The organism is Marmoricola sp. URHA0025 HA25 (assembly GCF_054059435.1).
Genome location: NZ_JBSSCD010000001.1, coordinates 381,050 through 395,338 on the forward strand (window position 1 = coordinate 381,050; position 14,289 = coordinate 395,338).

Below are 14,289 nucleotides of genomic sequence, written 5' to 3' on the forward strand. Positions count from 1 at the left end.
GATGGACCAGCGACCGCTCGGGCGGACCGGGCTCAGTGCCTCGGTCGTCGGGCTCGGCACCTGGCAGCTCGGCGCAGACTGGGGCGAGGTCACCGAGACCGACGCCCGCGAGGTGCTCGAGACGTCGCTGGCCGAGGGGGTCACCTTCTACGACACCGCGGACGTCTACGGCGACGGCCGCAGCGAGCGCATCCTCGGGCAGTTCCTGGCCGACCATGCCGGCGAGGGGCTGGTCGTGGCCACGAAGATGGGCCGGCGGGCGCCGCAGCTGCCGGAGAGCTACACGCTCGAGGCGTTCCGGGCGTGGACCGACCGGTCGCGCAAGAACCTCGGCGTCGACACCCTCCAGCTCGTCCAGCTGCACTGCCCGCCGTCGGAGGTCATCGAGGCCGACGCGACCTACGACGCGCTCGACGAGCTCGTCGAGGACGGCGCCGTCGCGGCGTACGGGGTCAGTGTGGAGACCGTCGACCAGGCCCTCAGCGCGATGACCCGCACGCACGTCGCGTCGGTGCAGATCATCGTGAACGCGTTCCGGCTCAAGCCGCTGGACCGCGTGCTCCCCACGGCGGCCGCCGCCGGCACCGGCATCATCGCGCGGGTGCCGCTGGCGTCGGGGCTGCTCTCCGGGAGGTACGGCGAGACGACCACCTTCCCGGCCGACGACCACCGCAGCTACAACCGCGACGGGAGTGCGTTCGACGTGGGCGAGACGTTCTCCGGGGTCGACTTCGCCACCGGCATCGTGGCGGCCCGGGAGTTCCGCGACCTCGTCGCGGCGCACCTGCCTGCCGGCGTCACTCCGGCCCAGGCCGCCATCGGCTGGCTGGTCCAGCAGCCCGGCATCTCCACGGTCATCCCGGGCGCGCGCAACCCGGGACAGGCGCGGGCCAACGCGGCGGCGGGCACGCTCGCGCCGCTCCCGTCCGACTTCCTGCGCGGCGTACGCGCGATCTACGACGAGCACTTCCGGGAGTCCGTGCACCCGCGCTGGTGACCCGGCAGGCGGTCAGGAATCGAGAAGTGTCCGGCTCCGGCCGCGCCTAGCCTTTCGAGTGCGTCCGGCATCGGGCCGGTGGCGCAGTCGAAAGGAACCGACATGCCTGCGAAGAACGCGACGACGACCTCCGACGGCTTCAGCGCCGAGGAGCGGGCCGCGATGAAGGCGCGCGCCGAGGAGCTGCGCGCGGAGGGCAAGAAGGGCGCCAAGAAGGCCGACGGTCAGCAGGCGCTCCTGGACGCGATCGAGAAGATGACGCCCGAGGACCGCGCCCTCGCCGAGCGGGTGCACGTGACGGTGACGCGGGCCGCACCCGACCTGGCACCGAAGACCTACTACGGCATGCCTGCCTATGCGAACGCCGACGACAAGGTCGTCGTGTTCTTCAAGAACGGCGGCAAGTTCAAGGAGCGGTACTCCACGCTCGGCTTCGAGGGTGCGGCGAAGCTCGACGACGGCGAGATGTGGCCGGTGGTCTTCGCGCTCACCACCTGGAGCCCGGCAGTGGAGAAAAAGGTGGCCGCGCTCGTGAAGGCCGCCGTCTCCTGACGTGCCGGATCAGCCGGGGATGTTGCGCGGGTCGTTGCCGTAGCTGCTGCGCTCCGCGACGGTGCCGTCCTGGTTGCGGATGATGTGCTCGACCTTGCGCTCGCGGGCGAGCTCGCGGCCGGCGTCGACGGCGCGGTCCTTGGTCTGGTAGTTCCCGACCTTCTCGCCGCCCTCGATCTTGTTGGACCACATGTTGTCGGTGTAGTACGTCTCGACGTCGCCTTCGGGCATCACGACCTCCATCACGATTCGGGTGCTCCCCGGTCGGTGCCCGATGCTCCTGACTTCATGTGTCCGCCCGGTCGGCGGCGGCGACGAGGTTGCGCACCTTCGCCGCGAGCTCGGCGTCGAAGGCTCCGGGCGCGGCGCGCCACGTCCAGTTGCCCTGGTCGGTGCCGGGGACGTTCATCCGGCTCTCGCTGCCGAGCCCGAGCAGGTCCTGGGCCGGTACGACGGCCAGTCGTGCCGTCGACTGCAGGGCGAGGTCGACCAGCGCCCACGGCATCGGCTCGTCAGGGTCGACCAGGTGGGACCGGACCAACGCCCGGGCGTCCTCGTCGAGCTCCTCCCACCAGCCCAGGGTCGTGTCGTTGTCGTGGGTGCCGGTGTAGACGACGCTCTGCTCGCCGTGGCGGTCCGGCAGGTAGGGGTTCTCCGGGTTGCCGTCGAAGGCGAACTGCAGGATCTTCATCCCCGGCAGGCCGAAGCGCAGCCGCAGCTCCTCGACCTCCGGGCCGATGACGCCGAGGTCCTCGGCCACCAGCGTGCCGGCGCCGGCGGTGTCGACCAGTGCGGAGAGGACGGCGGCGCCCGGGCCCGGCTTCCACCACCCGTCGCGGGCGGTCGGCGCGTCGGCCGGCACGTGCCACGCCGCCTCGAAGCCCCGGAAGTGGTCGATGCGGACCAGGTCGAACAGCTCGCGCTGGCGGGCGATCCGCCGCCGCCACCAGGCGAACCCGTCGGCCGCCATCGCGTCCCAGTCGTAGTGCGGGTTGTTCCAGCGCTGCCCGTCCTCGGCGAAGTAGTCGGGCGGGCAGCCGGTCACCGTGAGCGGGCGGCCGTCCGGGTCGAGCCGGAACAGCTCACGAGAGGCCCACACGTCCGCGCTGTCGAGCGAGACGAAGATCGGCAGGTCGCCGAACAGGAGCACTCCCCTCGTGGCGGCGTACGTCCGGAGTGCGTCCCACTGCAGCGCGAAGACCCACTGCTCGAAGCGGAGCGCCTCGACCCGCCGGCTCACCGGCGCGAGGAGCTCGGCGACCCGGTCGGCATCACGGTCGCGCAGCCCGGGCTCCCACGTCGGCCACGGAGCGTGGTCGAGCAGCTCCCGCAGCGCGGTGAACTCGACGTAAGGCTCGAGCCACTCCCGCCGGTCCTCGCACCACGCGCCGAACGCGACGCGCTGCTCGGCGTCGAGCGCCTCCGGGTCGCTCAGCCCGTGCTCGCGCTGCTGCTCCCGGCTGATCAGGTCGGGGCTCCCGGCCATCGCCGACCGTGCGTTGTAGGGCGAGCCGTCCTCCTCGTGCGTCGGCACGAGCGGCAGCACCTGCCACACCGAGCAACCGCAGTCGGCCAGGAAGTCCACGAACCGGTACGCCGCCTCGCCGAGGTCGCCCGAACGGCCGAGGGTCTCGGCACCCACCCCCGCATCGGGGAGCGACGTGACGTGCAGCAGCACCCCCGCCCGACGCCTGTCGAGCCCGGCGGGCGTTGCTGGTTCGGTCATGGTCCTCCCTCTCGAGCAGCCGAGCCTAACCACCACACCTGGACGGCTCGACGGGAGCCGGATCAGTCCACGACGCGGAGTACGGCACCGCTCACTGCGTCGACGACCGTGCGGGAGGCGAGCGGCGCGGCGAGCCGCACCCCGACGTCGACGCGGGCGCAGCTCATCGTCCCCGCACCCATCGCACCGACGTGGAGCCCGACCGTCACGCGGTGGCTGGTCTCGGTCGCGTGCAGCGTGCCACCGCACAGCACGATGCCGTGCAACCGGCGGCCGTCGGCCGAGAGCTCGATCGGCCCGGGCCACGCGACATCGGCGGCGCACCGGCCGCCGGCCGGCGGCGTGCATCCGGTTCCGCCGAGGTGGATGTGGGAGGGCGCGCCGCACGCGGACAGCAGCGCACCCAGCGCGACGACCACGGCCAGCCCTCTCATGCGGGTGGGACGCGTGCACGGGGCCTGCGGTTCCGTCGCGACGACTTCGCCCGGGCTCACCGCTTGCGCGGACGAGGTCCTACCCGTTTGCGCGCGCGTGCGGCCGCGATGGCACTGGTGAGTGACGCCGCGTCGAAGGCGCCGTACTGACGGCGGCCGTCGACGAAGAAGGTCGGCGTCCCGGAGACACCGCTGATGTCGGCGGACTCGACGTCCTGTCCGACGCGTGCGAGGTGCGCGTGCGAGTACAGCTCCTTGCCGAAGCGCGGCACGTCCAGGCCGAGCTGCTCGGCGTACGAGAGGAGGTCGGCCTTCCGCAGGTGGTCCTGGTGGGCGAGCAGCAGGTCGTGCATCTCCCAGAACCTGCCCTGGGCACCGGCGGCCTCGGCTGCCTGTGCGGCGAGCTCTGCCTCCGGATGAACGTCCGTGAGCGGCAGGTGTCGCCAGACGAACCGCACATCGGTGTCGCCGAGGATGGCGCGCACCGCCGGCTCGGCCCGGCCGCAGTAGGGGCACTGGAAGTCGCCGTACTCGACCACGGTGACGGCGGCGTCCTTAGGACCACGCACGTGGTCGCGCTCCGGGTCGACCTCGACCGCGAGGTCGACGAGCTGCTCGGCACGGCCCTGCAGCGCCACGGTACGGCGGTCCTCACCCATCAGCGCGGTGACCTGGAAGACGATCCACGTCGCCGCTGCCGCAACCGCCGCGGCGAGGAGCACGCCGAACTTCGCCTCCGCGAGCTGGTCGCCGTCGAAGGCGAGGGAGGCGATCAGCAACGAGACGGTGAACCCGATGCCGGCGATCGTGCCGCTGCCGGCGACCGCCGCCCATCCGACCGCCGGCTGCACGCGTCCGTGCGTGATCCGGGAGATCGCCCAGGACGCCGAGATCACCGCAACCGGCTTGCCGACGGCGTACCCGAGCACGATGCCGAGCGTGATCGGCGAGCGCAGCGCCTGGTCGAGGAAGGAGCCGTCGATCTCGATCCCGGCATTGGCCAGGGCGAACAGCGGCACGATCACGTAGCTGCTCGACGGGTGGAAGACCCTCTGGAGGCGGTCGTTGGGCGAGAGCGTCCGGCGCAACCCGACGACCGCGCTGCGGGCGAGGTCCGGCGTCGGCTCCTCACGGAACTGGCGGAACAGGCCGCTGGCCTGCTCCAGGTCCTCACGGGCCGGGGTGTACGCCGGGGCGACCAGCCCGATCGCGAGGCCGGCGACGACCGGTTCGATGCCGCTCCCGAGCAGGCTCGCCCAGACGGCGACGCCGAGCACGACCAGGCTGCCCGGGGTGCCGAGCCGGAGGCGCATGACGAGGAGGAACACTGCGAACAGCGCCACCGCCAGGGCGAGGTAGCGCATCGAGACACCGTCGGCGTACACGACCGCGATCACGAGAAGTGCCACGAGGTCGTCGACGACGAACACCGTCAGGAGGAACGTCCGGACCCGGTCAGGCACGTCCCGGCCGACCACGACCAGCAGCCCCAGCGCGAGCGCGGTGTCGGTCGACATCGCGACGCCCCAGCCGCCGGCCGCGTCCCCACCGGCGTTGACGGCCAGGTAGAGGCCCACGGGCACGACCATCGCGAGCAGACCCGCGGCAACCGGCAGGAGCACGCGCCCGCGATCACGCAGGTCGCCGAGGTCGATCTCCCGGCGCGCCTCCAGCCCGACCACGAGGAAGAACAGCGTCATCAGGCCGCTGTTCACCCACGTGCGCAGGTCCCGCGTCACGCTGTGGTCACCGAGGCGGACACCGAACGGGGTCGTCCACACCGACTCGTAGGACGTGCCGAGGTTCGCCCAGGCGACGGCGACCACGATCGCCACCGTCAGGATCCCGGCACTCCCGGACGCAGTCTGGAGGAAGGCCCGCACCGGCGTGGCGAACTCCTTGGACCAGGGCGTGCGGAGCACCGCGGTACCGCCCTGCTCTGCAGTCGTCACGGGCCACCTCGGTGCTCTGGCGCAGCCCGTCGGTCGACCGCGCGGTCGGTGCACGGTACAACTCCGCGGCACCACGAGGGCTTCCCGCGCCGGTGCCCTAGGACCGGCGCCACTCCCGGATGACCTCGTCACGGAAGGCGTCGTAGGTGTCCCGCAGCGCCGTGCCCGGCCAGTCGGCGGGGAGCAGCTCGGCCGGCAGCAACGGGTCGTGGGTCAGGTGGCGCACGACGGCGGCGAAGACGGTGAGCCGGTCGCGGGCTGTGCTCACCCGTCCTGCCTGGTCGAGCATGGATCGGCCGACGGTGGCCCAGCGGCCGGGCTGGAACAGGTGGTGCGCCAGGTGGTCGGCATCGTGCTCGGGACGGGCCGTCATGAGCTCGAGGTCGTCGGCGACCTCGGGGTCCGGACGCCAGGCGAGGTTGTCCGGCCGCATCCAGAGGCCCTCGCGGAGCTCGCCGAAGTGGGCGCTGAGCATCGAGCGCCGCAGGTTGAGCCGGCTGGAGGCGTCCTTGCCGCTGGAGACGACTGCCGCGATCCGCCAGGTGCCGTCCCAGGGTCCGGCGGGCACCTGCATCGCCTCGTCCTGGCGGCGCTGCCGCTCCAGGAGCCGCTCGGGAAGCGTGTACCTCCCGTTCTCGCGCAGCAGGTCACCGGAGGCGACCATGCGGGTGAGCGCCGCGCGCAGGGCGGACTCGTTGATGTCGACCTGGCGGCCGAAGGCGACGAGCTCGCTGACCGTGGCGGAGGGTGGGTGCGCGCCCAGGAGCAGGCTCAGGATCGCGGACCGGGCGGTCAGGGGCCGGAGCCGGACGGTGCCGGTGTGGGTGCCGGCGCCGGTCCCAGGGCTCACCCGGTCATCATGCCGCATCGCGACGGGCCCGCGAGGAGGGCCGATCGGCCGGCTCCTCCTCGGCGAGCTTCCGGGCGACGACCAGGTCGGTGCTGCTGTGCGCAAGGGCGGAGAGCAGCACCGTGACGGCCGTCAGGGCGACGACCTTCTCGGCGTCGGCCATGTGGCTGAAGGCGACGATGGCGGCGTACGCGACGCTCGCGAAGCCCTTCGGCCCGAACCACGAGATCGAGAGCCGCTGTCGCACGGACATCCGGCTGGGGGCCAGGACGGCGAAGACGGGTACGGGCCGGCTGATCGCGATGACGAGCACTGCGAAGACGAAGCCTGCCAGTCCTGCGGTCGAGAAGAGGTCGCGACCGAGCAGGCTGGCGAAGGCAAGCAGGGCCGCGCCCTGGAGGAGCTCACTGAGGCGTTCGCCAGTGTGCTGGAACGCCTCGGTCGCGTCGCTCTGCACGGTGGCGATGGTCGACCCGGCGACGAACGCGGCGAGGAACGGGTTGCCCCCGGTCAGCTGGCAGAGGCCGAAGAGGATGACCGCGATGGCGACGTGGCCCAGGGGGCGCAGGCTCGTGACGGTACCGAGCCGCGGAGCGCGGTAGAGCAGCCAGGCGGCCAGCGGCACCGCGATGCCGAGGGCAAGACCGACCCCGAGCTGGAGCAGCAGCGTCGGGAGGTCGGTGGACCGGCCGTGCGGGTCGCCGCCCGCGATCCCGACCAGGACCAGCACGGCGGGGAGTGCGAGTCCGTCGTTCACCCCGCTCTCGATGTTGAGCACGTTGCGCACGGACTTCGGCACGTCGTGGCGACCGACCAGAGCGGAGGCGAAGACCGGGTCGGTCGGGGCCAGCACAGCGCCGAGCACGAACGACGGTGCCCACGGCAGACCGGTGACCCAGTGCGCCAGTGCGGCGATGATCACGAGCGTCAGCGGCATCCCGACGAGAAGGGTCGCCGCGGACGATCGCCAGTGCCGGCGGAGGGCGGGCAAGGGCGCGACCTGGCCGTCGGTGAAGAGGATCGTGTAGAGCGCGACCACCGCCGTGCCCTCGACGACCTTCCCGTCGACGTCGAGCACGCGGAGTCCGAGCGGACCCGCGACGAGACCGACGGCGAGGAACACCGCTGTCGAGGAGAGCGGGGTCCTCGAGGCGAGGTCGGAGGTCGCCACCGAGAGGAGCAGGGCGACACCGAAGGTCAGGACGAGTCCTGTCATGGTGGCGCCGTACCCGCACGGCGGGTCTCTGCACGTCGTGTCAGGTCCGGGTTGACCCGATCGAACATGTGTTCGATCATGGACTGATGGTCCCCGGTCTCACGCTCGCTGGTCAGGCGCACTCCGGCGCGGCATCGGCCGACGCCACCGTGCAGCAGCTGCGTGACCGGATCCGCGGGATGCAGGACGGCGTCCCGCGCGTCGCGATCGCGACCCATCCCGCCCTCGCCGACCTGGTGCAGCTCCGCACCGGTGGCAGCTACGAGGTCGACAGCGCCGGGCTCGCGATGGCGCTGATCGCCGCTGCGTCGCAGGCAGGCGCCTGGTCGGCCGTGGTCGGGGCGGAGGACTTCGGCGCCGAGGCGGCCGCCGAGATGGGTGTCGACCTCGCCCGCACGGTGCTGGTGCCCGATCCCGGCGAGCTCTGGCTGGAGGTGACCTCGGCGCTCGTCGACGTGGTGACCATGGTCGTGCTGCGTCCGCCCGCCGGGGTCACCGAGCGGGTCGCCGGACGGGTCGCCGCCAGGCTTCGCAAGCGCTCCTCGGCGCTGGTGTCCTGGGGCCACTGGCCCGGCGCCGAGGCGTCGCTCTCGTTGCGGTCCTCGACCTGGTCGGGTGCGGAACGTGGCCACGGCCGGCTGCGAAGCCGTCGGGTCGAGGTCGACGTACGCCGTGGGTCAGCCCCGCCCCGACGCGCAGAGCTGTGGCTGCCGGGCCAGGACCTGACGATCGGCAGGGCGGGGGAGCCCGTGCACACTGCCCGGGACGAGGCCCTGGCATGAGTGGGCCGAGATGAGTGGGCCGGCATGAGCCGCGTGCTCGTCGTGTGGTGCCCGGACTGGCCGGTGGTCGCGGCGCTGGCCGAGACCGATGCGGCGACGATCCCGGGCCAGGTCCCGTCGCCGGCCGCCGTGCTCACCCGCAGCGCGGTGGTCGCGTGCAACTCCGCCGCGCGTGCCGAAGGAGTCCGCCGCGGCATGCGGCGTCGCGACGCGCAAGCACGATGCCCCGAGCTGGTGCTGCTCCCCGACAACCCCGATCGCGATGCCCGTGAGTTCGAGCCGGTGCTCTCCGCAGTCGAGGCGCTGCGACCCGGGGTGGCGCCCCTTCGGCCAGGACTGCTGGCGATCCGTGCCCCTGCGCGGTTCTACGGCGGTGAGCAGCACGCCGCGGCGGTCATCGCCGAGCGGTTGGTGCAGACCGGCGTCTGGGACTGCCGCATCGGCGTCGCCGACGAGCTCTTCTCCGCCGAGCAGGCGGCCAGGCTCGCGGAGGTGCAGGGCTGGCACGTCGTACCTGAAGGAGGGTCGGCCGAGTTCCTGCGCGAGCTCCCGGTCGAGGTGCTCGACGCAGGCGGTGCCGGTGACGCCGACCTCGTCGGACTGCTCCAGCGGCTCGGCCTGCGGTGCCTCGGCGACCTCGCCGCGTTGCCCGCGCGTGACGTGCTCACCAGGTTCGGCGCGTACGGCGCGAAGGTGCACCGCCTTGCCCGCGGGGTCGACCCGGTCGAACCGACGACCCGCACCCCGCCACCCGACCTCGTCCGGGAGGTGACCTTCGAGCCTCCGCTCGCCTCGGTCGAGGCGGTCTGCTTCAGCGTGCGCCGCATCGCCGAGGAGTTCGTCGCCTCGCTCGGCGACCGTGGCCTGGTCTGCACGGCCGTACGCGTCGAGGCCGAGGGCGACGACGCCCGCAGGGCACTGCTCTCCAGCCGCACCTGGGTGCACTCGCGCTGGTTCGCCGTCGCCGACCTGGTCGACCGGGTGCACTGGCAGCTGCAGGCCAGCCCTTCCGGCGTCACGGTCGGGGCGCCGGTCGGGCTGGTCCGCTTCGTCCCGGAGACCGTCGAGCCAGCTGCCGCGCACGCCGACGGGCTCTGGGGCGGCGACAACGATGACCGCGTCGACCGCGGAGTTGCCCGGGTGCAGGCGATGCTCGGCTACGACGCGGTGGTGGTCCCGGTCCGCCAGGGTGGCCGTTCGCCGGCGGATCGTCAGGCACTGGTGCCCTGGGGCGAACGCCCCACCGGGCTCCGCCCGCCCGAGCTGCCCTGGCCCGGTCAGGTGCCACCACCGGCGCCGACCCGCGTCTTCGCCGAACCCTGGGCGACCGCGGTCGTCGGGCAGGCGGGCCAACCGGTCGCGGTCACCGAGCGCGGTGCGGTCACCTGCGAGCCGGCTCGGGTCCTGATCAGGGACAGCCACGCCGGGAGCTCACCGGGGTGGCTGCAGGTCGAGGCATGGGCCGGGCCGTGGCCGGTCGACGAGCAGTGGTGGGAGGCGGATCTCGGCTCGGCTCGATCACCAGGGGATGGCCGATCACCAGGGGATGGCCGATCACCAGGGGATGGCCGATCACCAGGGGATGGCCGATCGCCAGTGCATGGCCTGGTTGCGCGCTTCCAGGTCGTGGGTGCCGACGGCAGTGCCTGGCTGATGCGCTGCGAGGGCGACCGATGGTGGACGGAGGCGGCCTATGACTGACCAGTTCGTCGAGGCGGCGCAGATGAAAGCCCGAACTCACTCGAGACGGCGCAGATGAAAGCGCGTCGTTTCCATCTGCGCCGCCTCGACGTACCTTCTGCTTTCAGTTGCGCCGCCTCGGCGGTGGTGGTGGAGCAGTGGTCAGCGCAGCTCCTTGACGAAGTGGTGCACCACCACCGGGATCGGGTCGTCGTCGAGGTCGGCTGCCCTCGCCGGGTGGACGACCTCGCCGAGGTCTGTCCAGCCACACCGCTCGTAGAGCCGTCGTGCTGGAGTGTTGGCCGCCACCACCGCGAGCTCCGCCCGGTCGTACTCGCCGCCGATGCGCTCCTCGGCGGCACTCACCAGTGCCTGGCCGACGCCACGACCCCGGACAGCCGGTGCGACCGCGAGCTGGAAGAGCTCGTCGTCGTGGATCAGGACCACCCCCAGCAGGCCACCGTCGTCGTCGACCGCCACGAGCGTCGCGTCGACGAGGTCCTCGGCGGTTCGGGTGAAGTAGGACTCCGTCCGCTCGGCCATCAACGCGTCGGGGACGCGGCCGGTGTGTGCCTCCAGCCACCCCGCCCGCCACACACGCGCGACCTCCGGCACCTCCGACGCCTCGGCCGGCCTGATCAGCACCATGGGCCAACCCTAGATGCGGTCATCTGATGGGCTGGAACAACCCACCGATCCCCTGGGGTGAGCTGGAGCGCCGGCTCTCCGGCAGGCTTTCGTCTCCACCTGACGACGGCCCGATCAAGCGTCGACGAGCGCCGTACCGTCCCAAGGACGAGGTCCGACCTCCCGACTCGCCCGTCACGCCGTACGCCGAGCTGCACTGCCACAGCAACTTCAGCTTCCTCGACGGCGCCAGCGGTCCCGACCGGCTCGTCGAGCAGGCGGTGCAGCTCGGCCTGCACGGGATCGCGCTCACCGACCACGACGGGTTCGCCGGGGCACCGCTGTTCGCCGAGATCGCCCAGAAGTACTCCGGGCAGGGTGCCTCCCTCAAGACCGTCTACGGTGCCGAGCTGTCCCTGGGCCTGCGTGCGCCGCAGAACGGCGTACCCGATCCCGAGGGCAGCCACCTGCTCGTGCTCGCCGAAGGCGTCGAGGGCTACCACCGGCTGGCCGCCGCGATCACCGACGCCCAGCTGCGTGGCGACGAGAAGGGCCGTCCGGTCTACGACCTGGAGGAGCTCTCCGACCAGGGGCGTGGCCACTGGCTGGTGCTCACCGGGTGCCGCAAGGGGATGGTCCGCACGGCGCTCGGCCACGGCAAGGACGCGGCCGCCGCCGAGCTCGACCGGCTCACCGCGCTCTTCGGACACGACCGCGTCGTCGTCGAGCTGGTCGACCACGGACATCCGCTCGACCACGAGGTCAACGACACGCTGGCAGCGATGGCCAGGATCCACGGCCTCCCCGTGGTGGCGACCAACAACGTGCACTATGCGAGACCAGACGACCACCGGCTCGCCAGCGCGATGGCCGCCGTGCGTGCGCGCCGCAGCCTCGCCGAGATGGACGGCTGGCTCCCTGCGTGGGGGGCGGCCTGCCTGCGCTCGGGTGAGGAGATGGCGCAGCGGTTCGTGCGCTACCCCGGTGCGGTCGCGCGCAGTGTCGAGCTGGCCGACCAGCTCGCCTTCGACCTGCAGAAGGCGACGCCTCGGCTGCCCAAGCTGGGCATCCCCGAAGGGCACACGCCGATGAGCTGGCTCGAGGTGCTGGTCGAGGACGGCTTCGAGACCTACTACCGCGGCCAGACCCACGAGCGCGAGGCACGTGAGCGGATCGACCACGAGCTGCGGATCATCGAGGAGAAGGACTTCGCCGGCTACTTCGCGATCGTGCACGACATCGTCGCGTTCGCCCGCAGCCAGGGGATCCTCTGCCAGGGCAGGGGATCGGCGGCCAGCTCGGCGGTCTGCTACGCCCTCGGGATCACGGCGATCGACGCAGTCGCCTACCACCTGCCGTTCGAGCGGTTCATCTCCGCGCACCGCGACGAGGAGCCGGACATCGACGTGGACTTCGACTCCGACCGGCGCGAGGAGGTGATCCAGTGGGTCTACGAGCGCTACGGCCGGCACAACGCGGCGCAGGTCGCCAACGTGATCAGCTACCGGCCGAAGATGGCCGTCCGCGACGCCGCGAAGGCGCTCGGGCACTCACCGGGGCAGCAGGACGCCTGGTCGAAGCAGATCGACAGCTGGAGCGGGATGGTCGAGGGCACCGAGGCGCAGGGCATCCCAGCACCCGTGGTCGGTCTGGCCAACCAGCTGATGCGGGCGCCTCGTCACCTGGGCATCCACTCCGGCGGGATGATCCTCACCGAGCGACCGATCGGCGAGGTCTGCCCGATCGAGCGGGCCCGGATGGACAACCGGACGATCCTGCAGTGGGACAAGGACGCCTGCGAGTGGATGGGCCTGGTGAAGTTCGACCTGCTGGGCCTGGGCATGCTCGGCGCGCTCAACCACATGATGGTGCTCGCGGCGGACGTGCTCGGTGAGCACTGGACACTGCAGACGCTGCCCAAGGAGGAGCCCGGCGTCTACGACATGCTCTGCCGGGCCGACTCCGTCGGAGTGTTCCAGGTCGAGAGCCGCGCCCAGATCGGCACGCTGCCACGGCTGCGGCCGCGGCGGTTCTACGACCTGGCGATCGAGATCGCCCTGATCAGGCCGGGGCCGATCCAGGGCGGTGCCGTGCATCCCTACATCCGGCGGGCCACCGGGCGCGACCCGGTCAGCTACGCCCATCCCGACCTCGAGCCGGTGCTGGAGCGCACCCTCGGCGTACCCCTGTTCCAGGAGCAGCTGATGGAGATGGCCGTCGCCATCGGCGACTGCTCCCGTGACGACGCCGACCTGCTCCGCAGGGCGATGGGCTCCAAGCGCGGCATCGAGCGGATCGAGTCGATCAAGCAGACCCTGTACGCCGGCATGGAGCGCCGCGGGCTGGTCGGCGACGAGGCCGACCAGATCTACCAGCAGATCCTGTCGTTCGCGAACTTCGGGTTCGCCGAGAGCCATGCACTGTCCTTCGCGCTGCTCGTCTACGCCAGCTCGTGGTTCAAGCTGCACTACCCGGCGGCGTTCCTCGCCGGGCTGCTGCGCTCGCAGCCGATGGGCTTCTACTCGCCGCAGTCGCTCGTCCAGGACGCACGCCGCCACGGCGTCGAGGTGCTGCGCCCGGACATCACCCGATCGCAGGCCCAGGCCGGCCTGGAGGAGCGCCCGGTGGTTGAGCCTGTCGAAACCCACTCACCCACCGGCCTCGACTCCTGCCTACTCGCCCACCACACCCCGACGCCGTACGACGAGCAGGCTCCCGATCCGACGCTGACCCACCGCCGCGACGGCCAACACGCCGTCCGCCTGGGCCTGGACAGCGTCCGCGGCATCGGCACCGATCTCGCGAAGCGGATCGTCGCCGCGCGTGCGGAGCGGCCGTTCGCCGACATGCGTGACCTCTCCCGTCGCGCCGGCCTCGACTCCGGCAACCTCGAGGCGCTGGCGACCGCCGGGGCGTTCGAGGTCTGGGGGCTCGGTCGGCGCGAGGCGCTCTGGAACGCAGGCTTCACCGAGCGCGACGACCAGCTCGAGGGAGCCGGCGCGGTCGTCGCAGCTCCGCAGCTGCCCGGCCTCGACCCGGTCGGGCACACGCTCGCCGACCTGTGGGCGACGCGGGTCTCGCCCGACAGCCACCCGCTGGCGCACCTCCGTCCGATGCTGGCCGACGCCGGCATCCGCTCGGTCGCGGACGTCTTCGAGGGCGAGGCGCATCGCAGGGTGCACGTCGCCGGGCTGGTCACACATCGGCAGCGGCCGGGCACGGCCGGAGGTGTCACCTTCCTCAACCTCGAGGACGAGACCGGCATGCTCAACGTGATCTGCACCCAAGGGGTGTGGCGGCGCTTCCGCCAGGTCGCGCGCAACTCCGACAGCATGGTGATCCGCGGCGTCGTCGAGCGCCAGGACGGGGTCACGAACCTGCTCGCCGACCGGCTCAGCTCACTGGCCAGCATCAACCCCGACGCCGAGCGCGCGCTCAAGGACCGGCACCAGGCGCGCAACTTCCACTGACGC

The 14,289-nt window shown here is 72.1% G+C and carries 12 protein-coding genes; 5 read left to right on the plus strand and 7 right to left on the minus strand.

The window, feature by feature from the left end; genetic code table 11:
- Nucleotide 1 precedes the first annotated feature (1 nt).
- Together ACVW00_RS01745 and ACVW00_RS01750 are read left to right on the plus strand one after the other, a co-directional pair.
- On the plus strand, nucleotides 2-997 hold the full coding sequence (locus tag ACVW00_RS01745; protein WP_457109183.1) for an aldo/keto reductase: 996 nt from the start codon (nucleotides 2-4) through the stop codon (nucleotides 995-997).
- 102 nt (nucleotides 998-1,099) lie between these two features.
- Entirely contained in the window at nucleotides 1,100-1,549 is a 450-nt protein-coding gene (locus tag ACVW00_RS01750) for an iron chaperone (protein ID WP_457109184.1), read from the plus strand.
- A 9-nt stretch (nucleotides 1,550-1,558) separates the two neighbouring features.
- Here the strand turns inward: ACVW00_RS01750 and ACVW00_RS01755 are convergent, their stop codons facing one another.
- The 6 genes from ACVW00_RS01755 to ACVW00_RS01780 all read right to left on the minus strand — a co-directional run bounded on the left by ACVW00_RS01755 (nucleotide 1,559) and on the right by ACVW00_RS01780 (nucleotide 7,727).
- Nucleotides 1,559-1,780 (minus strand): DUF2188 domain-containing protein, encoded by a 222-nt coding sequence (locus tag ACVW00_RS01755; RefSeq protein ID WP_457109185.1) that lies wholly within the window; start codon nucleotides 1,778-1,780, stop codon nucleotides 1,559-1,561.
- A gap of 55 nt (nucleotides 1,781-1,835) precedes the next feature.
- Nucleotides 1,836-3,275, minus strand: a complete 1,440-nt coding sequence (gene malQ, locus ACVW00_RS01760) for a 4-alpha-glucanotransferase (RefSeq protein ID WP_457109186.1) — start codon at nucleotides 3,273-3,275, stop codon at nucleotides 1,836-1,838.
- A 62-nt stretch (nucleotides 3,276-3,337) separates the two neighbouring features.
- Nucleotides 3,338-3,709 carry a hypothetical protein gene (locus tag ACVW00_RS01765; protein WP_457109187.1) on the minus strand — a complete coding sequence of 124 codons (372 nt, stop codon included), beginning with the start codon at nucleotides 3,707-3,709 and terminating at the stop codon, nucleotides 3,338-3,340.
- Between the two features lie 56 nt (nucleotides 3,710-3,765).
- A complete protein-coding gene (gene nhaA, locus ACVW00_RS01770) occupies nucleotides 3,766-5,661 on the minus strand; it encodes a Na+/H+ antiporter NhaA (RefSeq protein WP_457109188.1) in 1,896 nt (631 codons plus the stop codon).
- A gap of 97 nt (nucleotides 5,662-5,758) precedes the next feature.
- Nucleotides 5,759-6,511, minus strand: a complete 753-nt coding sequence (locus ACVW00_RS01775) for a PaaX family transcriptional regulator C-terminal domain-containing protein (protein WP_457109189.1) — start codon at nucleotides 6,509-6,511, stop codon at nucleotides 5,759-5,761.
- Nucleotides 6,512-6,518: 7 nt separating this feature from the next.
- Nucleotides 6,519-7,727 carry a cation:proton antiporter gene (locus ACVW00_RS01780; RefSeq protein WP_457109190.1) on the minus strand — a complete coding sequence of 403 codons (1,209 nt, stop codon included), beginning with the start codon at nucleotides 7,725-7,727 and terminating at the stop codon, nucleotides 6,519-6,521.
- Between the two features lie 86 nt (nucleotides 7,728-7,813).
- On the opposite strand from ACVW00_RS01780, the gene ACVW00_RS01785 reads away from it, so the two are divergent.
- Nucleotides 7,814-8,509, plus strand: a complete 696-nt coding sequence (locus tag ACVW00_RS01785; RefSeq protein WP_457109191.1) for a hypothetical protein — start codon at nucleotides 7,814-7,816, stop codon at nucleotides 8,507-8,509.
- A gap of 24 nt (nucleotides 8,510-8,533) precedes the next feature.
- Nucleotides 8,534-10,210 (plus strand): DNA polymerase Y family protein, encoded by a 1,677-nt coding sequence (locus ACVW00_RS01790; RefSeq protein ID WP_457109192.1) that lies wholly within the window; start codon nucleotides 8,534-8,536, stop codon nucleotides 10,208-10,210.
- 141 nt (nucleotides 10,211-10,351) lie between these two features.
- On the opposite strand, the gene ACVW00_RS01795 is transcribed toward ACVW00_RS01790, so the two are convergent.
- A complete protein-coding gene (locus tag ACVW00_RS01795) occupies nucleotides 10,352-10,837 on the minus strand; it encodes an N-acetyltransferase family protein (protein WP_457109193.1) in 486 nt (161 codons plus the stop codon).
- A gap of 26 nt (nucleotides 10,838-10,863) precedes the next feature.
- On the opposite strand from ACVW00_RS01795, the gene ACVW00_RS01800 reads away from it, so the two are divergent.
- The gene (locus ACVW00_RS01800; protein ID WP_457109194.1) at nucleotides 10,864-14,286 is read left to right on the plus strand and encodes an error-prone DNA polymerase; all 3,423 of its coding nucleotides are present in this window, start codon (nucleotides 10,864-10,866) and stop codon (nucleotides 14,284-14,286) included.
- Nucleotides 14,287-14,289: the final 3 nt, after the last annotated feature.